This is a genomic window from Candidatus Ishikawaella capsulata Mpkobe, assembly GCF_000828515.1.
Classification (GTDB): domain Bacteria; phylum Pseudomonadota; class Gammaproteobacteria; order Enterobacterales; family Enterobacteriaceae; genus Ishikawella; species Ishikawella capsulata.
The window spans coordinates 333,616-357,501 of the sequence record NZ_AP010872.1; the positions used below are offsets into that span (position 1 = coordinate 333,616).

A 23,886-nucleotide genomic window follows, 5' to 3' on the forward strand; every position below is an offset into this window, starting at 1 on the left:
CATTGTAGGAAATAATATAGAAAATGTTAAAAACATTCAATCGTTCGCAACGAATATCACAGCAATTACAAAAAGAAATAGCTATTATATTACAGCGTGAAATTCAAGATCCTCGCTTACATATGCTAGTTACAGTATCTAGTGTTGAAGTTTCACGTGATTTTGCCTATGCAAAAATTTTTGTAACTTTTTGTAATTTAGTAAAAGATGAAAATATAGTGCCAAATGGATTGGAAGCTCTTAAAGACGCATCGGGATATATTCGTAAATTATTAAGCAAAAATATGTATATGCGTATTGTGCCAATATTAAATTTTTTCCATGATCAATCTGTCATGAATGGAATATATATGGATAATCTCATTAGCAATATTTCAAAAAATAGGAGATATTATGAGGGTACTATTAGAATAGGTAAATTAGGTAAATGATTTTTGTTCCTCATAATTATAAAAGAGATGTACATGGAATACTTCTTGTTGATAAACATCAAGGGCCTTCTTCTAATACCATACTACAAGATGTGAAAAAAATTTATTATGCAAATAAAGCTGGGCATACTGGTACATTAGATCCAATAGCAACTGGTATGTTGCCTATTTGCTTTGGAGAAGCCACTAAATTTGCTCAATATTTGTTAAATGCAAAAAAAAATTATCATGTAGTTGCAAGATTAGGAGAAAATACTACTACTGCTGATTCTTACGGTAGCATCATTCAAAAACGTCCTATTACATTTACTCAAGTACATCTCAATGGAGCATTAGAAAAATTTAGAGGAGATTTTTTACAGACACCTCCAATGTTTTCAGCTGTAAAATATCATGGTAAACAGCTCTATAAGTATGCAAAAAAAGGAATTAATATACAACGCAAACCTCGTCTAATTACTGTGCATAATTTACATCTCATTGAATGGAGAAATGAAGAATTAGAATTAGAAATTTGCTGTTCTAAAGGTACATATATTCGTACTATTATTGATAGTTTAGGAGAAATATTAGGATGTGGAGCTCATGTAATTAAATTACACCGTTTGCAAGTAGGTCATTATCCTGTTAATAGTATGGTATCATTATGTCATTTACATCAGATTATACAATCTGCTATAAAACAGAATATTTCTCCTCTCAAATTATTAGATTTACTCTTATTACCAATAGATAGTACTTTAATAGAGTTACCAATTATTAATTTATCCTCGGATACAGCATCTCGTTTTAAAAAAGGACAAACAGTGAAAGTAAAAAATTTTTTATATGAAGGCATAGTGAAGGTCACTGAAGGTAAAGATAATATCTTTATTGGTATAGCATTATTTAATAATTTTTACTTAGCACCTCATCGTCTAGTATCTCAATCTATTGTTGTAAAATAATTTATTTCTGAGAGAAACATCCAGCAAGTTTTTAATCAAAGCTTTAAGAAGATGTTTATCATCTTAATATGATAAACATCTTCTCTTCCATCATACAAAAAATTGCTGAATTATAGATCAGCAACATATATTGATTCATAACAGGAGTAGACTATTTATGTCTCTTATTTTGAAAAATAAATCAGATATTATTATTAAATACGGTAGAAATGCTAATGATAGTGGTTCGGTAGATGTTCAGATTGCGTTACTAACAGCTCATATAGATCACTTAAAAGATCATTTCATTAAGCATAAAAAGGACCATCATAGTCGTCGTGGCTTACTGCATATGGTTTCACAACGTCGCAAATTACTAGATTATTTAAAAAACAAAAGTATTACACGATATACCAATCTAATAGCAAAATTAGGTATTCGTCGTTAACGTAAATATACTTTATAAGTTTACAGTAATTAATCATTAAATAGTTTATTTTAAATAAATTTGATTAAAAATACTGATGTTTTTATAATTAATAATTATATAGTTTATATTTCTGATTACTATCCGTATAAAATATATTATAACTGAATGCATGCTAACATGTATTACGGATTGCAAATCAGTTTATGAATATCAATAATCCATAATAAGTAAGCTGAATAATAGCTTGCTACTAGTTAAGGTAAGGGTATTAATTTTGCTTAACCCGATCATACATAAATTTCAATATGGTCAACATATTGTTACATTAGAAACCGGTATAATGGCACGTCAATCAACTTCAGCTGTTATGGCAAGTATGGATGATACTGCAGTATTAATAACGGTGGTTGCACAAAAAAAACCTAAAGATAATAAAGGTTTTTTTCCACTAACTGTTAATTACCAGGAACGCACTTATGCTGCTGGACGCATCCCAGGAGGTTTTTTTCGCCGAGAAGGTCGTCCTAATGAGAATGAAACTCTTATATCTCGTCTCATTGATCGTTCTATAAGACCTCTTTTTCCTGAAGGATTTTTGAATGAAATACAAATAATAGCAACAGTTGTTTCTCTTAATCCACAGATTAATCCCGATCTTATAGCAATAATAGGGACATCTGCTGCTCTTTCTATTTCAGGTATTCCTTTTCATGGTCCTATTGGAGCTGCTCGTATAGGTTACATTAATGAAGAATACATTCTTAATCCTACCACTGATGATAGTAAATATTCTCATTTAGATTTAATAGTTACGGGTACAGAAAAAGCTGTATTAATGGTGGAATCACAAGCAAATTTGCTTACTGAAGAACAAATACTAGAAGCTGTTATTTTTGGTCACAATAAACAAAAAAAAATTATTGAAAATATTAATATTTTGGTGAAGAATGCAGGTAAACCAATGTGGAATTGGCAACCATCACCTATAAATGAAACATTAAATCAACAGATTATTGAACTGACCGAAGAACGTCTTGATCATGCTTATCGTATTCGCGAAAAACAAGCCCGTCATGAAGAAATTAAATTAATAAAAAATGATGCTATCGCTGCTTTATCATCTGATAATCTTATTTCAGAAGCTGAAATTACATACCTAATATCTTCTATTGAGAAGCAAATAGTACGTAATCGTTTATTTAATGGCGAATCTCGCATTGACGGTCGTGACAAAAACATGGTTCGTAGTATTGATGTACGAACTGGTGTGTTACCACGTACTCATGGTTCAGCTTTATTTACTCGTGGTGAAACACAAGCATTAGTATCAGCTACATTGGGTACTGCTCGTGATGCACAAAATATGGATGGAATAATGGGTGAAAAAGTGGAAAATTTCCTATTTCACTATAATTTTCCTCCTTATTCTGTAGGAGAAATTGGTATGATTGGTTCACCTCAACGCCGTGAAATAGGTCATGGACGTTTAGCAAAAAGGAGTTTACTCCCTATCATGCCACAAGATGATATTTTTCCTTATACTATACGTATAGTATCAGAGATTACAGAGTCTAATGGCTCTTCTTCCATGGCTTCTGTATGTGGGGCATCTTTAGCACTGATGGATGCAGGAGTGCCTATAAAATCTGCGGTAGCCGGTATTGCCATGGGATTAGTCAAAAAAGATCAGGAAATTATTGTTCTTTCTGATATTTTAAGTGATGAAGATCATTTAGGAGATATGGATTTTAAAGTTGCTGGTACTTATAATGGTATTACAGCTTTACAAATGGATATAAAAATTGAAGGGATAACTGCAGAAATTATGCGATTAGCGCTCAACCAAGCAAAATGTGCTCGTAGAAAGATACTAAAAGTTATGGAACAAGCAATTAGTGAACCACGCAAAGAAATTTCTGAATTTGCTCCAAGAATTCAAATTATTCGCATTAATAAAAACAAAATTAAAGATATCATTGGTAGAGGTGGAGTCGTTATTAGAGCTATGTCTGAAGAAACAGGTGCAAATATAGAAATAGGTGATAATGGTATAGTAAAAGTTATAGCAAGTGATTATCTAAAAGTAAAAGCAGCAATTTGTCGTATAGAAGAAATAATCGCTGGCATAGAAGTCGGGCATATTTATACTGGTAAAGTGACACGTATTGTGGATTTTGGAGCATTTGTAAGTATTGGGAATAAAGAAGGACTAGTACATATTTCTCAAATTGCAAATAATCATGTTCAAACAGTTAGTGATTACCTTAAGATTGGACAAGAAGTAATGGTCAAAGTCCTAGAAGTAGATCGTCAAAATCGCATACGTCTAAGTATTAAAGCAGCGCTAACGACGCTATCTAAGTTTTAATTATTATCAAAAATTTGATTTATAGATTTAAATCATAATCGTAATATTGATTCTGTTATTGAGGATAAATTAGATAATTAAAGCACTTTTAAAGTTTGTTGCCTATAAGAAAAAATTATGATTGAATATCATGTAAATAACTAATCAGATGTAAATCTAGTATATCTTATTTAAGTGGTATAATAAAAATTATTACATGAATTAAAGATAAAATCTTTTCATATTGGTAACAAGTCAGAATATTTTGCTGGTTAAGGTGTTTATAAAAATATTTTACTATCTATATATAGCAGATATATATAGTTTTATACATATTATAATAAGTTAGCGATTAAAATATAAGAGATACATATAATACATGAGTAATATAAAAACTTCTTTTGCTGATTTTGGGCTCAATAAAAATATACTTTCTGCTCTAAAAGATATGGGTTATGAGAAACCTTCGCCTATTCAACTTGCTTGTATTCCATATCTATTAGAAGGTAATGATGTCCTCGGTATGGCTCAAACAGGTAGTGGCAAAACAGCGGCATTTTTTCTACCATTATTAAATAATATTGATCTAAAATTAGAATCACCTCAAATATTAGTATTAGCTCCAACACGAGAATTAGCTGTTCAGGTAACAGGAGCATGTAATGATTTTGCTAAACATATGCGAGGTGTTAATGTATTGGCTCTTTATGGTGGACAACGATATGACATACAGTTAAAAGGTTTACGTCAAGGTCCACAAATTGTAGTCGGTACCCCAGGACGTTTACTTGATCATCTTAAGCGAGGTACCTTAAATCTTTCTCAGTTAAGATGTTTAGTTTTAGATGAAGCGGATGAAATGTTAAGAATGGGATTTATTGAAGATGTTGAAACAATTATGTCCAATATTCCCTCTAAACGTCAAACTGTTTTATTTTCTGCTACGATGCCAGAAGAAATTAGGCGAATTACCCGAAGATTTATGAAAGAACCACATGATATCCGCATCCAATCAAATATAACTACTAGGCCAAATATTAGTCAATATTATTGGTACGCCTATAGTTGCAAAAAAGCAGCATTATTGAGCTTCTTAGAAGCTGAAGATTTTGATGCCGCTATTGTTTTTGTGCGTACGAAAAATATGACATTAGAATTAGCAGAATTTTTATATCTTAACGGTTATAAATGTGCTGCCCTAAATGGGGATATGAATCAAATCGTTCGGGAAAAAACTTTAGAACGTTTTAAAAATGGTAATTTAGATATTTTAATTGCAACAGATGTTGCAGCACGTGGTTTGGATGTAGAAAGAATTAGTTTAGTAATCAATTATGATATTCCACTAGATGTAGAATCATATATACATCGTATTGGTCGTACTGGACGTGCGGGAAGAGCGGGTAGAGCCCTATTATTTGTAGAAAGAAGGGAGCGTCGTTTACTATATAATATTGAACGTTCTATTAAATCTAATATTAAAGAAGTGAGGCTTCCTAATACGGAGTTCCTTAGTGAACGCCGACAAGAAAAATTTGTGGAACTAGTACAACATGAACTTTTAAGTAAAGATATAGAACAGTATAATATATTATTAAAAAAAATTTCTGAAAAAAAACAAATTGCTATAGAAGCATTAGCAACTGCATTATTAAAGATGGCTCAAGGAAAACGTCCATTGATTGTACCTCCAGATAAACCAATACACCATCATAAGCATCAACTTAGTCATGATAAAAAAGCAAATTATAAAAATATTGAAAGGCGAAAAAAAAGTGGTGCAATGGCTTGTCGTAAAGAAATGGAACTTTATCGGATAGATGTAGGACGACATGATGGTGTAGAAATACGTCATATAGTAGGTATTATTGCTAATGAAGTAGGTATTAAGAGTTCTTATATAGGAAATATTAAATTATTTGATTCACATGCAATCATTGAACTTCCTAAAAACATCCCAATAGATATATTTAAAAATTGCGCTCGTACACGAATTTTAAATAAACCAATGAATATAAAATTACTTAAGAATAAAAATACTTATCAAAATAATTCACGTCGCCGATAAATTTGATTTACAGGTACTAAGCCCGTTATTATTTAATAAGTAATTTCAAGCAGATTAATTCAATAAAATGCGTTAATATGCAACATATATTATAGAGTATTATTAGTGCTTTTTGCCATGGTATTTTTTTGTTTTATGAGCTTATTTTTAATTTTGTCTAATATTTCTAGACGAGCTTTTTCTTTAGCAAGAATCTCTTTTTTAGCATATAAAATAAAATTTTTATTTTTAAATTTACAAGAAATTATTTCTATCTCTTTATCAATTTTATTTATTTCATTACTTAGCCTATTTAATTCTAATTTGACATCTAATAAATCTTTTATTGGAATTATTACTTCTGCTTGATTTATGATTTTAGTAATAGACAATGGCATTGTTTGTTTATTATCAGGTAATATAATTAAACTATTAAGACGAGCTAGATGTACTATAGTTTTATAATTATTTTTTATGAAAAATTCAATATCTCCTGAAGTATTTTTGATGATCACATCTAGTAATTTATTGAGAGGAATATTCATTTCTTTTCTAATACCACGCACAGTGATAACAAATTCTTTAATCCATTCTATATATTTTTGAGCTTCCTCATCTTCTTTTTTGGGGTCATATTGGGGAATTTTTTGCAACATTATTGAATCTTTAGTAGTTCCTTTTATACAGTTAATGCGTTGCCAAATTTCTTCAGTTATAAAAGGAATAATGGGATGAGCTAATCGAAGTAGTGATTCTAATATATTGAGCAAAGTAGTTCTAGTGGCTATTACTTCTTCTAAAACTCCATGAGAAATTATGGGTTTAGTTAACTCTAAATACCAATCACAAAAATGATTCCAAGTAAAATCATAAATTATATAAGCTGCCATATCAAAGCGATAATTATCAAGTGCTTCACGATAAGATTTTACAGTATTATTAAATTCACTTAATATCCATCGATCGGCTATTGATATTTTTATATTATGATTCTTATATGAATAATTTTTATCTACAGTATCAGTATGTAGCAGCACAAAACGACTAGCATTCCAAAGTTTGTTGCAAAAATTACGATATCCTTCAAGACGTTTCATATCCCAATTAATATCGCGACCAGTGGAAGCTAATGATGTTAAGGTAAATCGCAATGCATCTGTTCCATAAGGTTTAATACCTTTAGGAAATTGTTTTATAGTACATTTCCGAATTTTATCAGCTAAATGTGGTTGCATCATATTACTTGTTCTTTTTTTTATAAGATCTTCTAAAGAAATACCATCAATTATATCAATGGGATCAATGACATTTCCTTTTGATTTAGACATCTTATGTCCTTCTTCATCACGAATTAAACCAGTAATATAAATAGTTTTAAAAGGTACTTGAGGTGTCCCATCAGTATTTTTGATTATATGCATAGTAAGCATGATCATACGTGCAATCCAGAAGAATATAATATCAAAGCCACTTACTAAAACGCTAGTAGGATGAAAAGCAAGTAATTCTTTGGTATTTTCTGGCCATCCTAAAGTTGCAAAAGTCCATAAACTAGAAGAAAACCAAGTATCAAGAACATCTTTATCTTGATACAACAAAATATCTTCGCTTAAATCATTTTCTTCTCTGATTTCTTTCTCATTATGACCTACATATACTTTTCCATTATCAGTGTACCATGCAGGTATGCGATGTCCCCACCACAGTTGACGAGAAATACACCAATCTTGAATATTATTCATCCAAGAAAAATACATATTTTCGTATTGTTTAGGTATAATTTTGATCTCTCCACTTTCTACAGCTTTAATCGCTACTTTAGCCAGCTGATCGGTACGAACATACCATTGATCAGTTAGCATAGGTTCAATTATGACTTCACTACGATCACTATACGGTAATATTAAATTATGTGACTTGATTTCCTCAAGTAGCCCTAACTGATTGATAGCATCTATAACAGCTTCACGAGCAGTAAAACGATCCAGGTTTTGGAAATTTAAAGGAATAATATTTTGTAATGAATTTACTTCATGTCCTTTATTATCGAAAATTTGTGCTTTTTCTCTTATTTTAGCGTCAAAAGTAAAAATATTTATCATGAAAAGATGATGTCTGCGACCTACTTCATAATCATGAAAATCATGAGCTGGAGTGATTTTTACACAACCTGTACCTTTTTTTATATCAGCGTATTCATCACTAATAATAGGGATACAACGATTAACTAAAGGTAATTTTACTTTTTTTCCTATAAGATGTTTATATCTATTATCTTGTGGATGTATAGCTATACAAACATCAGCAAATAAAGTTTCTGGTCGAGTAGTTGCAACAATTAAATATTCTTTACCCTCAATAGTTTTAGCCCCACTTATCAGTGGATAGCGTATGTAATACATTAAACCTTTCGATTCTTTATTTTGGATTTCTAAATCTGATACAGCAGTATGCAATTTCGGATCCCAATTTACTAAGCGTTTACCCCGATAAATTAATTTATCTTTATAAAGTCTAATAAATACATATCTGACAACTTTACAAAAATCCTCGTCCATAGTAAAACGCTCACGTTCCCAATCTACAGAATTACCTAAACGCCGCATTTGATTTGTAATCATATCGCCAGATTCCGCTTTCCATTGCCAAATTTTGTTTATAAATTCCTCACGGCCATAATCATTACGCGTTTTTTTTTCTTCAATAGCAAGTCTACGTTCAACTAACATTTGAGTTGCAATACCAGCATGATCGATTCCTACCTGCCATAAAGTATTTTTACCTTGCATACGTTGATATCTTATTATTATATCCATAATGGTTTGCTGAAAAGCATGACCCATATGCAAACTACCAGTAACATTAGGTGGTGGAAGCATGATAGAGAAATTTTCTCTTTTAACATCATTATTTGATTTAAAATAACCTTTATTTTCCCAATAATGATATATATTTTGTTCAAAATTATTAGGATTATATTGTTTTTCCATTATTTTCTTGTTTTCTGATAAGGGGTTAAATGGCTATTTACCTGAAAAATAATCTTATGGTATATTTTATTGTGATTAAGGATCAACTTTTTTTATAATTCATAAGCGCTAATTATTTTGCCAACTTAAATATAGTCTACAAGTGTAGTACACTTAAAGATGAAAGTAATTAATATATTATATTATGTAACATAATTATTTTTAATTTCATAACGCCCCAGAGTTATCTATACTGAGATGTTAAAAGCTAAATTTTAGCTTAAAATATCATGTAGTAATGAATGTATTACCCGAATAGTTTATTTATTTATTCCTTTAAATGAGCACGATTTATTAGGAATTGAGATAATAATGGCACTGGACGACCAGTTGCCTCCTTTAATTTACCACTATTCCAAGCAGTACCGGCAATATCTAGATGAGCCCAATCATACTTATAAGCAAATTGACTGAGGAAACAAGCAGCAGTAATTGTACCAGCAGGACGTCCACCAATATTTGCTATATCGGCAAAGGTGGATTTTAACTGCTCTTGATACTGTTTTAACAATGGTAAACGCCATACTAGATCACCAGATTGTTCACCAGCATAAATTAACTCATTAGCTAAAACATCTCTATTGGACATTAACCCACTAACATGATGGCCGAGTGCAATAATACAAGCTCCAGTTAAAGTAGCAATATCAATTACTAATTCTGGTTGAAAACGTTCAATATAAGTGAGTACATCACACAATACTAAACGACCCTCTGCATCAGTATTTAAAACTTCTACTGTTTTTCCAGACATAGTAGTTAATACGTCTCCTGGACGCATAGCACGTCCATCTGGCATATTTTCACATCCTGCTAATATACCTAATATATTTAAAGGTAAATTCATTTTAGCAACCATACACATCACACCATAAACCGAAGCTGCTCCGCACATATCGTATTTCATTTCATCCATAGCCTGTGATGGTTTGATAGAGATACCTCCAGAATCAAAAGTTAGACCTTTACCAATTAATACAATCGGATGTGCATCCGGATTTTTATCACCTTTATATTCTATAACGGACATTAATGGCTCATTATGCGATCCTGCTCCTACAGCTAAATAAGCATTCATTCCAAGTTCTTCCATTTTTTTCTTGTCAATAAGGGATGTTTTTATTTTTTTACTATATTGTTCCGATAATTGACATGCTTTTAAAGCTAAATATCTAGCATTACAAATATTAGGTGGTAAATTACTTAAGTTTTTAGCTTCTCGTACTCCTGTTACAACAGCTAAACCATGTTGAATAGCATTTTGCGCGTTCTTTAATTCATAAGAAGATACATTGAAAATCATACTATTCAAGTTGTGACGGATTATATTTTGTGTGCTTTTTAGTTGATTAAAATCATAAAGTGATTCTGCAGTGCTCTCTATAGCGTGACGTATTTTCCAATAATTATCACAGTCTCTAACATATATTTCATTCAAAAAACATACTACCTCTGGCACACAAGTACTTTTTAATGTATTTATGGTGGTGGTAATGATTTTTTTATACTGAATTGCATCTATGTTGCTTTCTTCTCCACATCCTACTAATAAAACCCGTTCTATGGGAATATTTGGAACATTATATAACAATAAATTTGTTCCTATTGTTCCATCTAATTCACCTTTTTTTAGTAAATTACTAAGGTAGTTATTGCTAAGTTTATCTAACTCTTTAGCAGTAAGTGATAAGCCATATGATGTGAATATTCCAACCATAATGCATGCAGTATGCAATTTTTGCACTTGAATATCTTTTACTTTAAATTCCATAAAAATTCCTTAATTATGATCGATATACTTTTAATATTAAAATATATTATATAGGATCCATATAATAGAAAAAAAATGTTTTAATTAATAATTATTTTGAATATAATAACAAATAAATTGTATTTCTAAATATCTCAATATATATTAAAGATTAACAATAAACTATTCAATGGGTAGTATATGAATCAATTTTATCAACGTAATTTTCTTAGATTACTTGATTTTACTTCCTCTGATATACTAAATCTTTTAAAATTTGCCAAATATTTAAAAAAATCTAAAAAAAATAATAAAGAAATACAATATTTGAAACAAAAGAATATAGTTCTAATTTTTGAAAAAGATTCAACAAGAACGAGATGTTCCTTTGAAGTAGCTGCGTATGATCAAGGTGCACATGTTACATATCTGGGACCAAATGGAAATCAAATAGGATCAAAAGAGTCAATCAAGGATACGGCACGTATATTGGGTAGGATCTATCATGGTATTCAATATCGTGGATATAATCAAGAATCACTAAAAATTCTAGCCGAACATGCTGGTATACCAGTTTGGAATGGTCTAACAAACGAATTTCATCCTACTCAGATTCTAGCAGATCTATTAACAATGCAAGAAAAATTACCCGGTAAACCAATTGAAAATATGAAATTAGCTTATGTGGGAGATTGTAGTAATAACATAAGTAATTCTCTTATAGAAGCTTCTGTGCAAATGGGGTTAGATTTGCGTTTAATAGGACCAAAACCATTTTGGCCTAAAGCAAATATTTTTAAAGAATGCAGGACTTTATATAGAAGTAACAGTAAAATTATGTTAACCAGTGATATTAATGAAGGTGTAGAAGGAGTAGATTTTATTTACACTGATATTTGGGTATCTATGGGTGAATCTAAAGAAAAATGGAATGAACGCATAAATTTACTACGAAGTTATCAAGTGAATGATGCTATGTTACAATTAACTAATAATCCTAACGTAAAATTTCTACATTGCTTACCAGCATTGCATGATAATAAAACTGAACTAGGATTGCATATAGCAGATAAATATTTATTAAAAGATGGTGTAGAAGTTAGTAACTCAATATTTGAGTCTAAGCACAGTATTGTTTTTGATCAGGCAGAAAATCGTTTGCATATTATCAAGGCGATAATGGTTGCTACATTAGCAAAATTATGAATTACTCGCACTTTATAACAAATAAATTATTTCTAATTTTTATTTAACATATCATTAATGATATCAAATAATTAAAGATATAATATATACGAATACTATCAAACAGTGGTGTGCTAACTTTAAAGTGATGAGTTGTTTCTTTTCAAGATTTTCAATATCTTACAGGTAGATATTAAATTAAGTATGTATCGAGGAGAGACAAATGTCTAATCCGTTATATCGTAAACATATTATATCTATAGATGATTTTACGAAGGAAGAACTGGAATTAGTTTTATACAGAACTGCGCGTTTTAAAGATAATCTTCAAGAATCACAACCGCTGAAGAACAATGTTATTGGCAGCTGCTTTTTTGAAGCCTCTACGAGGACAAGACTATCTTTTGAAAGTGCTATACATAGATTGGGAGCATCAGTAATAGGTTTTGCAGATGCTAATAATACTTCATTAAATAAAAAAGGCGAAACTTTTACCGATACTATATTAGTAATTAGCACTTATGTTGATGCAATTGTCCTCCGTCATCCACAAGAAGGAGCTGCACGACTGGCTACTAAAATTTCTGGCGGAATACCGATTATTAATGCAGGTGATGGAGCTAATCAACATCCTACTCAAACTTTATTAGATCTTTTTAGCATTCAAGAAACACAAGATAGGTTATCTAATTTAAATGTAGCTATTGTAGGAGATTTAAAATACGGTCGTACCGTACATTCTCTAACACAAGCATTAGCAAAATTTACCAATAATCGGTTTTTCTTTATTTCTCCACACCTTTTAAGTATGCCTAGTTATATAACTAATATGTTAGATGAAAAGAATATTTCTTGGAGTTCTCATGATTCTATAGAAGAAGTAATACCATCTCTTGATATTATATATATGACACGTATTCAAAAAGAACGTTTAGATCCTTCAGAATATTCTAATATAAAATCACATTTTATATTAAGATCGGAAAATTTATTACAGGCTCGTGAAAATATGAAAATACTTCATCCCCTACCACGCCTAGATGAAATTACAACAGATGTTGATAACACTCCTTATGCTTATTATTTTAAGCAAGCCAGAAATGGTCTTTTTACTCGACAAGCCCTATTGTCGCTACTATTAAATAATAATTAAATTATCCTGTTAATACATCTTATGATAAGAGAAAAGAACATACAAGTTGAAGCAATTAAAATAGGAACAGTAATAGACCATATCCCAGCTCACTTTGGTTTTAAAATATTATCCCTTTTTTGCTTGTCTAATACTGAAAAAAGAATTACAATTGGATTAAATCTTCCTTCTCAAGTGCTAGAACGGAAAGATTTAATTAAAATAGAAAATTTTTTTTTAACACAAGATCAAATAAATAATTTAGCAATTTATGCTCCATATTCTACAATAAACTGTATTAATGATTATGAAGTTATAGCAAAGATTAGTCCTTTATTACCAGAATATGTTAATAAAATTTTAATTTGTACAAATAGCAATTGTATTAGCAATAGTGAATTAATTAATTCTTGTTTTAGAATTAAAAATTATTCAGGTGAAATATTTCTGAAATGCAGGTATTGCGAGAACGAATTTCCATATAATATTTTAATAAGCAACCAAATAAACTTATTTAGCAGTTTATAAATGGAATATATGAGGTATTCAGATATGTATAAAGCAATAGTTAGTCCACATGCTCCTGGTGCTATTGGTCCTTATGTTCAAGGGGTAGATTTAGGAAATCTAGTTATCACTTCTGGTCAGATTCCAATAGATCCTATCAGTGGAAATATTGAGGAAGATGTATCATTACAAACGTATCAAGTACTTAATAATATACAAGCCATTATATTAGCTGCTGGATTACAAGTACGACATATAGTAAAAACTACTATTTTTATTAAAAATTTAAATGATTTTTCAATCATTAATACAGCTTATGCTAGTTTTTTCCTTAAAAATAAGGCATCTTTTCCCGCACGTTCATGTGTAGAAGTAGCGCGTCTACCAAAAGATGTTAAAATAGAAATGGAAGCTATTGCAATACGATATTAATTATGCTGCTTATTAAGATAACAATATCTTCTGAACGATAGCTTCTAAATTCATATACTTTATTAAATATACATATATAAAGTATAAAAATTTATCTATAAATATACTTATTATACAGTTGATGTTATGAATTATATAATAAAAAATTCACCTTTAGCCGGAGTGGCGAAATTGGTATACGCAGTTGACTCAAAATCAACCGTAGAAATACATGCCGGTTCAAATCCGGCCTTCGGCACTATTTTTAAGCTTGTAAAGTGCTAGTAAGATGAATATCTTACTATAAAATAATAAACATTACAAATTAACTTTAAATACTAAAGATATAATCTTATTAACACTACAATATGCTTTTGCTAGATTAAGCTATTATGACTCATATGTAATTTTAAACTGGTGATGTGATAATCATTTAAAACAGATTTTTTATATAAAGTATATTTTTTATAATGATAGAAATATTTTCATTAACTAATGATCAAATTGACCAAGTTGTAAATATTGAACAGTGTGATAAGTTATCTAACTGGGATAAAAAAACATTTATTATACATACTGGTAAAAAATATTTTAATTTGTGTCTATCTTTAAATAAAACAATAGTTGGTTTTGCCATAACTCAAGTTATTATCGATGAAGCATCTCTTTTAAAGATATCTATTCATCCAATATATCAAAGACGAGGTTATGGATCAAAGCTATTAGAATATTTAATAAAAAAATTACAACAACGTAATATTTTCATTATATGGTTAGAAGTAAGAATATCAAATTTTCCTGCTATTTATTTTTATGAAAAACTAGGTTTTAATTGTGTTCATCGTAGGTTGAACTATTACAAGACTGTTAATGGATATGAAGATGCCATGATCATGGCCCGCAGTATTATATAATAGATATTATTTGAACATTTATATTATATGTGATAATTTTTCCTCTATCGAGATATATCTTTATATTACATATTTAATATTTTACTGAGATAAGGTATTCTTATTGAATAATATTCATAAATACACTTTTTTTTGTAATAAATGTTCAACTAGTTATCTTCGTTGGCAAGGACGATGTAATAATTGTCAATCTTGGAATAGTATCCATAAGGAGTCAGAAAATTATTTATTTTTAAATTCTAAAAAATACTATGGATATGAATGGATATCTTCTGATAATAATATACAACAACTCTCAGATATTAATATAGATAATTTATCGCGTTATTCCACTGGATTTCTAGAATTTGATCGTGTATTGGGAGGAGGCATTGTACCTGGAAGTACTATATTAGTAGGAGGTAATCCTGGTATAGGTAAATCGACTTTACTGCTACAAACAATTTATATGCTTTCTAAAAATAAAAAAACTCTTTATGTTACAGGTGAAGAATCTTTACAACAAATAGCCATACGTGCTCATAGGCTCAATTTAAAAACTAAAAATATGCAATTGCTGGCGGAAACTAATGTTGAAAAAATATGTTTCCTTGCTAATAAGGAAGATCCCCAAATAATAGTAATAGACTCTATACAGGTTATGTACAGTACTGAAGTGTCTTCTTCTCCTGGTAGTGTAGTACAAATACGTGAAACAGCTGCTTATTTAACACGTTTTGCAAAAAATTATAATATAGCCATTATCATGGTAGGGCATGTTACCAAAGATGGTTCATTAGCAGGACCAAAAGTATTAGAACATTGTATAGATTGCTCATTAATTTTAGAAAAAAGTAATAAATCATATTTTTGTATTATGCGCAGTAATAAAAATAGGTTTGGTGCGGTCAACGAAATAGGCATCTTTTCTATGACTGACCAAGGAATAAATGAAGTAAATAATCCATCAGCTATTTTTTTATCTCATACACAAGAAATTACTTCTGGTAGTTCAATAATGGTTCTTTGGGAAGGAACAAGACCATTATTGGTAGAAATTCAAGTATTAGTTGATTATTCTACGTTAAACAATGCTCGTCGCATAATAGTAGGTATTGAACAAAATAGATTAGCAATGCTTTTAGCTATTCTCCATCGTCATGGAGGATTACAGGTTACTGATCATGATATTTTTATTAATGTAGTAGGAGGTATAAAAATCACTGAAACTAGTGCTGATTTATGTATATTATTAGCTATAGCTTCTAGTTTACATAATTATCCAATTCCACAAGATATAGTAATTTTTGGCGAATTGGGTTTAAATGGAGAGATACGTCCTGTACTAAATAGTGATGAACGTATATATGAAGCAGTTAAACATGGATTTAAACGTGCAATTATACCTATAGCTAATAAACCACAAAAAACAATTCCAGAAATAAAAATTTTTAGCGTAAGAAAATTAATTGAAGCCATAAACATTATTAAAAATTTTTAAAATATAAATATATATGTTAATACATATTCATGGAGATAACTAAAAATAGTATTTTTCATTTTAATGAAAGTATTGCTATTTCCTAATTTAATTCATGCGGAAGAAATTGGTTCAGTAGATAGCCGTTTTCATATGTATGGTCATAACTCGCATATTACAATTGAAGCTTTTAATGATCCCGACCTGAAGTGAAGAATGTTATTCGTACACCCAACACTGGAACTTTACAAGCTATTTTGGGTTTTGATAAATGGTGTAATGCATCTATTGCTTGTAAGCAAATTGGTCCTGTAGAACTTAACCTATTAATTACTACTGGTAATAATAAAAATAAGTTTTTATTTTAAACAATTTCCCGAAATCTTCATTGTTAAAAACACTAAAAGTAGTAATTTTTTGTGATAAAATCCGTAATATGTTAATTTATTTAGATAAATTGACAGGATATCAGGAAAATGCTTTAAGTGTGGTTTATATCCATCCATGGAATCAATAAAATAAATCGTTATGTCCAATGATTAATTGAAAAATATTTTATATGATTAATCAACGTTATAATAGATATTACTAAATAGCAGCATAATATAATTTCGTTGACTTAATTTATACTTTGCTTTATTTCTAGAAATATCCAATCAGTAATTATATATAACATATATATGCATAATCAAAAATATTATGCCTGCTTAGTTAAACTCTTATTGATAATACTTTAATCCAAAATATGCTTTTAAAAATCTAACAAGTTTACAAAATCAGGAGATTTGCAATTATGCGAGTGCTGAAATTCGGGGGAACATCGGTCGCCAATGCGGAAGGTTTTCTGCGAGTAGCTAATATATTGGAAAAAAGTGCAAAACATGGGCAAATCGCAACCGTACTATCGGCACCAGCAAAAATAACTAATAATTTAGTAGAAATGATTGAAAAAACGATTACAGGTCAAGATCCAATATCAAATATCAAAGATGCTGAATATATATTTGATGAAATATTAAATGGTCTATTTGTAGCAGAACCAGCATTTCCGTATAATACTGTAAAAGAAAGTGTTAAAAAAATATTTTGTTCGCTTAAACAAAGATTAGAAGGTATTAACCTGCTAGGTCAATGCCCTGAAAATATAAATGCCAAAATTATTTGTATGGGAGAAAAACTGTCAGTTACTATAATGGAGGCATTATTAAAATCACATAATTATAGTGTTACAGTAATTAATCCAGTAGAAAAATTATTGGCTGTCGGTAATTATCTGGAATCTACAGTTGATATTACTGAATCAACTCGCCGTATTACAAATCTTAAAATTCCCCAGGAAAATTTCATTTTAATGGCTGGATTTACGGCTGGAAATGAACATGGTGAACTTGTAATCTTAGGTCGTAATGGTTCAGATTATTCTGCAGCTGTTTTAGCCGCGTGTTTACGTGCAGAACGTTGTGAAATTTGGACAGATGTAGATGGCATTTATACTTGTGATCCTCGTCAAGTATCCGAAGCTCGTTTATTAAAAGCAATATCATATCAAGAAGCTATGGAACTATCATATTTTGGAGCTAAAGTATTACATCCTCGAACTATTGCTCCCATTGCCCAATTTCAAATACCTTGTATAATTAAAAATACTAATAATCCAACTGCATGTGGTACATTAATTGGACCTATAGCTAATAATACAAATGAAAATCCTGTAAGAGGGATTACCAGTTTAAATAATATGACAATGTTGAATGTATCTGGTGCTGGTATGAAAGGTATGATAGGTATTGCTGCCCGGGTATTTTCGGCTATGTCACTTACTGGTATTTCGATTGCATTAATTACCCAATCCTCTTCAGAATATAGTATTAGTTTTTGTATTCCTCATAGCGAACATCTTCGTGCGAAAAGTGTACTAGAACAAGAATTTTCTCGAGAGCTTAAAGAAGGATTCCTTAATCCATTAGAAGTAATAGATAAAATTGCTATTATTTCGGTAGTAGGTGATGGCATGCGAACATTACGAGGTATATCTGCTAAATTTTTTTCAGCTTTGGCTCATGCTAATATTAATGTTATTGCCATCGCTCAAGGCTCTTCAGAACGTTCCATTTCTGTGGTAATTAATAATAATGATGCCACTACTGGTGTAAGAGTTGTACATCAAAGATTATTTGAGACTGCTCAGATAATTGAAGTATTTATAATTGGCATTGGAGGTGTTGGTACAGCATTACTGGAACAACTACAACGCCAACAATTATGGTTAAAAAAGAAAAATATTGACATGAGAGTTTGTGGAATTGCAAATTCTAGAGTTACACATATTGATATATATGGTATTGACCTTAATAAGTGGCAGGTATTACTTAATAAATCTACTAAACCATTTATATTAAAAAAATTAATAAATTTAGTAAAAGAAAATCATTTACTTAATCCTGTTATAGTTGACTGCACTTCAAGTCAAGTTATTGCTGACCAATATACAAATTTCCTTAAAGGTGGATTCCACGTTGTAACTCCCAATAAAAAAGCCAATACCTCATCTTGGGATTATTATCAACAAATACGTAAGACAGTAATCACATCAGGTCGGAAATTTCTCTACGATACTAATGTAGGTGCGGGATTACCAGTGATTGAAAATTTACAAAATTTGTTACATGCTGGTGATGAACTAATAACATTTTGCGGTATTCTTTCTGGATCACTTTCATTTATTTTTGGCAAGCTGGATGAAGGTATAAGTTTCTCCCAAGCAACTCAGTTAGCATGTAAAATGGGATTTACAGAACCAGATCCTCGAGATGATCTTTTTGGGATGGATGTAGCACGTAAACTACTTATTCTAGCGCGTGAAGCCGGTTATAATTTAGAATTACGCGATATTAAGATTGAATCTTTATTGCCGGAAAAATTTAAAAACATTAATAATGTTGAAGATTTTATGCAACGTTTACCAGAGGTAGATACAAAATTTGCAACATGTGTTAAAAATGCACATGCAATGGGTAAAGTGCTACGATTCATTGGATATATTAATGAAGGCGGTATTTGTACAGTAAAAATTGAAGCTGTAGATAGTGATCATCCGTTTTATAAAGTAAACAATGGTGAAAATGCCTTGGCATTTTACAGTCATTACTATCAACCCATTCCATTGGTACTACGTGGTTATGGTGCAGGCAATAACGTAACAGCAGCAGGTGTTTTTGCTGATTTATTACGTATACTATCATAAATGTTGGGAGCGTAATAATGCTAAAAATTTATGCCCCAGCTTCAATTGGAAATGTGAGTGTTGGATTTGATATATTGGGTGCAGCTATTTTGCCAATAGATGGTAGTTTGTTAGGCGATTGTGTTTCCATTGAAGAAGCAGATGAGTTTTTGTTAGAAAATAAAGGCATATTTTGTAATAAACTTCCTCACGATCCTAAGAAAAACATAGTTTATCAATGTTGGGTACGCTTTTGTAAAAAAATAGGTAAAATTGTTCCAGTGAAAATAACACTAGAAAAAAATATGCCTATTGGTTCTGGATTGGGGTCTAGCGCTTGTTCTGTAGTTGCTACTTTAGTAGTTATGAATCAATACTGTGGTTTTCCGTTAAATAAGATACAATTATTGAAGTTAATGGGGGAACTAGAGGGATGTATTTCTGGTGGGGTTCATTATGATAATGTTGCTCCTAGCTTTTTAGGTGGATTACAATTAATTATTGAAGAAGATGATAATCTTAGCCATATTATACCAATATTTGAAGATTGGTTATGGATTATAGCATATCCCGGTATTAGCATATCAACATCTGAAGCCAGAAATGTTTTACCTTCTTACTACAGTAAAATAAATTGTATTAAACAGGCGCGTTTATTGGCAGGATTCATACATGCTTGCCATACTCATCAACCTTTGCTAGCAGCCAAGTTAATGCAGGATGTTATTGCTGAACCATATCGTATCAAATTGATACCAGGATTTTTGAAGGCTCGCAAAGTAGCACAAGATATTGGTATGTTTATGTGTGGTATTTCAGGTTCTGGACCAACATTATTTACTGTATGTAATGATATTAAAGTAGCTAAAAATATGAGAAATTGGTTAATTCAAAATTATTTGCAAAATAATGAAGGTTTTGTACATATTTGTAGTTTAGATATCGCTGGCGCACGTAAAATGGAGTAATAAATGAAATTTTACAATTTGAAAAATCACAATGAACAACTAAGCTTTTCTCAAGCAGTGAAGGTAGGTTTAGGTTCACAACAAGGATTGTTTTTTCCTCTTCACTTACCAGAGTTTGAACTACGGGATATTGATATGATGTTAGAAATGGATTTTCTGAATAGAAGTAGTAAAATTCTGTCTGTTTACACGGGTAATGAAATTAAACCAAATAATATGAGAATGCTTCTTAAAAAGGCTTTTTCTTTTCCAGCTATAGTAAAACCGGTCAAAGAAAATATTAGTTGTTTAGAACTATTTCATGGTCCTACTTTAGCATTTAAAGATTTTGGAGCACGTTTTATGGCCAGTGTGCTCGCTTATTTAAATAACAATTGTGCTACCGTATTGATTGCAACTTCTGGAGATACTGGTGCTGCTGTAGCCCACGCATTTTATGGAATGCACAATATCCGTGTAGTCATCCTATATCCACAAGGTAAAATAAGTTCTTTACAAGAAAAACTATTTTGCACATTAGGAAAAAATATTGACACTATAGCCATCAAGGGTGATTTTGATTCTTGCCAAACATTAGTAAAACAAGCATTTGATGATAAATTGTTAAGAGAAAAAATTAACTTAAATTCTGCTAACTCAATTAATATTAGTAGGCTATTGGCACAGATTTGTTATTATTTTGAAGGAGTAGCTCAATTACCTAAAGAAAAAAGAAATCAACTAGTAATTTCAGTACCCAGTGGAAATTTTGGTAATTTAACCGCTGGATTACTCGCAAAATCACTGGGATTACCTATTAAACGTTTTATTTTTTCCACCAACAGTAATGACACGGTACCTCGGTTTCTTAGTACAGGCAAATGGTTACCAAAAGCTACGGTAGCAACATTATCTAATGCTATGGACATAAGTAATCCAAATAATTGGGTACGAATTGAAGAGCTATTTCGTCGTAAAACTTGGAGTTTAAGTGAACTGTCATATAGTTCTGTATCTGATAAAATGACAAATAGCACTCTTATGGAAATGGCTGATATCGGTTATATCTCTGAACCACATGCTGCTACTGCTTATTATGCCTTAATTAATAATTTAAAAAAAGAAGAATATGGATTATTTATTGGTACGGCACATCCCGCTAAATTCCAGGATAGAATCGAACCTATTGTAGGAAAACAGCTAAATCCTCCAGAACAGTTAGAAAAAAGAAAAAACCTGCCTTTATTGTCATATACCATGTCAGCAAATTTTGATTTATTAAAAAATTTTTTATTAAAACAAGATCAATAAATTTATTATTTACCTAAAGATATGTAATCTCTATTACTTACTTTTTAGGTATTAATATATAGAAATACATTGTATAAAAATATTTATATTAAAAAAATCACACTATTCAAGACATGAGACAAATTGAGAGAAAAAATGATGGATAAGCTTACTTCCTTACGTCAAATGACAACTATTGTTGCTGATACAAGTGATATATCGGAAATAAAACATTATAAACCTCAAGACGTTACTACAAATCCTTCTTTGATTTTAAACGCTGTGAATATACCTGAATATCGGAAATTAATAAATAAATCTATCCAATTTGCTAGTAAGCAAAGTAAAAATAAAATAGAACGAATCCAAATAGCAGCAGAAATATTAGGGGTTTATATAGGTATAGAAATTCTTAAATTAATCCCAGGTCGTATATCTACTGAAATAGATGCTTATTACTCTTATGATATTGATAATAGCATTGTTAAAGCACGTAATTTAATTAAACATTATAATGATGCTGGTATTAGTAATAATCGTATTTTGATAAAATTAGCAGCCACTTGGCAAGGAATTCGTGCAGCTGAACAACTAGAAAAAGAAGGAATTAATTGTAACATGACTTTATTATTCTCTTTTGCTCAAGCAAGAGCTTGTGCTGAAGCAGGAGTATACTTAATTTCTCCATTTGTTGGACGCATCCTTGATTGGCACATATTAAACACCGATAAGAAATGTTATGAACCATCTGAAGATCCCGGAGTAATTTCTGTTTCTAAGATCTATAATTACTATAAACAATATAGATATAAAACCATAGTTATGGGTGCTAGTTTTCGTAATGTAAATGAAATTATTGAGTTAGCTGGATGCGATTACTTAACAATTTCTCCTATTTTACTAAAAGAATTGTCAAGCACAAAAGGTAATGTAATATGTAAATTAGCAAGTAATAATCATGCTATGAAACCACGTCCCGAAAAAATAACTGAATCCGAATTTTTATGGCAACATAATAATAATCCAATGGCAGTAGATAAATTAGCACAAGGAATTCGTAATTTTGCCGTTGATCAAAATAAATTAAAAAAAATTATCAGTTCTTTAATCTAATTTTATATATATTATTAGCTAGAGTTACCGATTCAATTATTAATTTTCATAAAAGGGAACATTAACATATGAATTCGTTACGTATTGGTCTCATTTCCGTTTCAGATCGCGCCTTTAATGGTTTGTATCAGGACTATAATATTCCTACATTAGAAAATTGGCTCCTTAAAGCTATAATTACTCCCTTCGAAAAAAAAACCAGATTAGTACCAGATGAACAGTTAATTATTGAACAAACAATCTGTGAATTAGTGGATGAATATTTTTGTCAATTAATTTTAACAGCTGGTGGTACCGGTCCTGCTAAAAGAGATGTTACTCCAGATGCTACACTAGCTATTGCCGATCGTGAAGTTTTTGGTTTTGGAGAACACATGCGTCGAATTAGTCTTAATTTCGTACCAACTGCTATTCTTTCACGGCAAGTTGGTGTAATTAGGAAACAATCTTTAATCCTAAATTTACCAGGTCAACCAAAATCAATTCGAGAAACATTGGAAGGAATTAGAGATGAAAATGGGAAAATAGTAGTGGAAGGCATTTTTTCCTGTATACCTTATTGTATACACCTCCTTGATGGTCCCGATATAGAAACTAATTCAGCAATAATAAAAAAATTCGTACCTTGATTTTATTATCATCGTAAAATATAATCAATATAATTGACTTATATTAAATATATTGATTTTTATATTTTTTTATCTTCCACCCTTGATGCATATAAATGTAATCCCCATTTAAATGT

At 30.4% G+C, this 23,886-nt stretch carries 20 protein-coding genes and 1 tRNA gene; 19 read left to right on the plus strand and 2 right to left on the minus strand.

The genetic code is table 11. The features are described from left to right. Window positions 1–23: 23 nt before the first annotated feature. The 5 genes from rbfA (at window position 24) to ICMP_RS01490 (ending at window position 6,202) form a co-directional block, all read left to right on the plus strand. Window positions 24–431, plus strand: coding sequence for a 30S ribosome-binding factor RbfA (rbfA, locus tag ICMP_RS01470; protein WP_052456816.1), 408 nt, complete (start codon window positions 24–26; stop codon window positions 429–431). Next, window positions 428–1,378 (plus strand): tRNA pseudouridine(55) synthase TruB, encoded by a 951-nt coding sequence (gene truB / locus ICMP_RS01475; protein ID WP_041069167.1) that lies wholly within the window; start codon window positions 428–430, stop codon window positions 1,376–1,378. Before rbfA ends, truB begins: the two co-directional genes overlap by 4 nt. Window positions 1,379–1,535: 157 nt before the next feature. Continuing rightward, window positions 1,536–1,805 carry a 30S ribosomal protein S15 gene (gene rpsO / locus ICMP_RS01480; RefSeq protein ID WP_041069169.1) on the plus strand — a complete coding sequence of 90 codons (270 nt, stop codon included), beginning with the start codon at window positions 1,536–1,538 and terminating at the stop codon, window positions 1,803–1,805. A gap of 256 nt (window positions 1,806–2,061) precedes the next feature. Further along, window positions 2,062–4,155 carry a polyribonucleotide nucleotidyltransferase gene (gene pnp, locus ICMP_RS01485; RefSeq protein ID WP_041069171.1) on the plus strand — a complete coding sequence of 698 codons (2,094 nt, stop codon included), beginning with the start codon at window positions 2,062–2,064 and terminating at the stop codon, window positions 4,153–4,155. Between the two features lie 358 nt (window positions 4,156–4,513). Beyond that, window positions 4,514–6,202: a DEAD/DEAH box helicase gene (locus ICMP_RS01490; RefSeq protein WP_052456817.1), complete on the plus strand. Its 1,689-nt coding sequence runs from the start codon at window positions 4,514–4,516 to the stop codon at window positions 6,200–6,202. A gap of 89 nt (window positions 6,203–6,291) precedes the next feature. Here ICMP_RS01490 and ICMP_RS01495 read toward each other — a convergent pair whose 3' ends face one another. Both ICMP_RS01495 and ICMP_RS01500 read right to left on the minus strand, forming a co-directional pair. Continuing rightward, entirely contained in the window at window positions 6,292–9,171 is a 2,880-nt protein-coding gene (locus tag ICMP_RS01495) for a valine--tRNA ligase (protein ID WP_041069173.1), read from the minus strand. 307 nt (window positions 9,172–9,478) lie between these two features. Continuing rightward, the gene (locus tag ICMP_RS01500) at window positions 9,479–10,981 is read right to left on the minus strand and encodes a leucyl aminopeptidase (RefSeq protein WP_041069175.1); all 1,503 of its coding nucleotides are present in this window, start codon (window positions 10,979–10,981) and stop codon (window positions 9,479–9,481) included. Window positions 10,982–11,161: 180 nt separating this feature from the next. Between ICMP_RS01500 and argF the strand changes: the two genes are divergently transcribed. The 14 genes from argF (at window position 11,162) to mog (ending at window position 23,770) form a co-directional block, all read left to right on the plus strand. Beyond that, window positions 11,162–12,166: an ornithine carbamoyltransferase gene (gene argF / locus ICMP_RS01505; RefSeq protein ID WP_041069178.1), complete on the plus strand. Its 1,005-nt coding sequence runs from the start codon at window positions 11,162–11,164 to the stop codon at window positions 12,164–12,166. A gap of 202 nt (window positions 12,167–12,368) precedes the next feature. Further along, window positions 12,369–13,298: an aspartate carbamoyltransferase gene (gene pyrB / locus ICMP_RS01510; RefSeq protein ID WP_041069181.1), complete on the plus strand. Its 930-nt coding sequence runs from the start codon at window positions 12,369–12,371 to the stop codon at window positions 13,296–13,298. Window positions 13,299–13,319: 21 nt separating this feature from the next. Continuing rightward, window positions 13,320–13,805, plus strand: coding sequence for an aspartate carbamoyltransferase regulatory subunit (gene pyrI, locus ICMP_RS01515; RefSeq protein WP_041069183.1), 486 nt, complete (start codon window positions 13,320–13,322; stop codon window positions 13,803–13,805). Window positions 13,806–13,829: 24 nt separating this feature from the next. After that, window positions 13,830–14,216, plus strand: a complete 387-nt coding sequence (locus ICMP_RS01520; protein WP_041070071.1) for a Rid family detoxifying hydrolase — start codon at window positions 13,830–13,832, stop codon at window positions 14,214–14,216. A gap of 156 nt (window positions 14,217–14,372) precedes the next feature. Then, window positions 14,373–14,454: transfer RNA gene (locus ICMP_RS01525), tRNA-Leu, on the plus strand. A 211-nt stretch (window positions 14,455–14,665) separates the two neighbouring features. Further along, a complete protein-coding gene (gene rimI / locus ICMP_RS01530; protein WP_041069185.1) occupies window positions 14,666–15,109 on the plus strand; it encodes a ribosomal protein S18-alanine N-acetyltransferase in 444 nt (147 codons plus the stop codon). Window positions 15,110–15,212: 103 nt separating this feature from the next. After that, window positions 15,213–16,589, plus strand: coding sequence for a DNA repair protein RadA (gene radA, locus ICMP_RS01535; protein WP_041069188.1), 1,377 nt, complete (start codon window positions 15,213–15,215; stop codon window positions 16,587–16,589). A gap of 63 nt (window positions 16,590–16,652) precedes the next feature. After that, on the plus strand, window positions 16,653–16,781 hold the full coding sequence (locus tag ICMP_RS03470; RefSeq protein WP_269446736.1) for a CreA family protein: 129 nt from the start codon (window positions 16,653–16,655) through the stop codon (window positions 16,779–16,781). Further along, window positions 16,778–16,936, plus strand: a complete 159-nt coding sequence (locus ICMP_RS03435) for a CreA family protein (RefSeq protein ID WP_158386961.1) — start codon at window positions 16,778–16,780, stop codon at window positions 16,934–16,936. Before ICMP_RS03470 ends, ICMP_RS03435 begins: the two co-directional genes overlap by 4 nt. A gap of 425 nt (window positions 16,937–17,361) precedes the next feature. Continuing rightward, window positions 17,362–19,812 (plus strand): bifunctional aspartate kinase/homoserine dehydrogenase I, encoded by a 2,451-nt coding sequence (thrA, locus tag ICMP_RS01545; protein WP_041069191.1) that lies wholly within the window; start codon window positions 17,362–17,364, stop codon window positions 19,810–19,812. Between the two features lie 17 nt (window positions 19,813–19,829). Further along, window positions 19,830–20,759, plus strand: coding sequence for a homoserine kinase (gene thrB / locus ICMP_RS01550; RefSeq protein WP_041069193.1), 930 nt, complete (start codon window positions 19,830–19,832; stop codon window positions 20,757–20,759). Window positions 20,760–20,762: 3 nt separating this feature from the next. Beyond that, on the plus strand, window positions 20,763–22,049 hold the full coding sequence (gene thrC, locus ICMP_RS01555; protein ID WP_041069197.1) for a threonine synthase: 1,287 nt from the start codon (window positions 20,763–20,765) through the stop codon (window positions 22,047–22,049). A 135-nt stretch (window positions 22,050–22,184) separates the two neighbouring features. Next, complete coding sequence (tal, locus tag ICMP_RS01560; RefSeq protein ID WP_041069200.1) at window positions 22,185–23,141, plus strand: transaldolase; 957 nt, start codon at window positions 22,185–22,187, stop codon at window positions 23,139–23,141. 68 nt (window positions 23,142–23,209) lie between these two features. Continuing rightward, window positions 23,210–23,770, plus strand: coding sequence for a molybdopterin adenylyltransferase (gene mog, locus ICMP_RS01565; protein ID WP_041069203.1), 561 nt, complete (start codon window positions 23,210–23,212; stop codon window positions 23,768–23,770). Window positions 23,771–23,886: the final 116 nt, after the last annotated feature.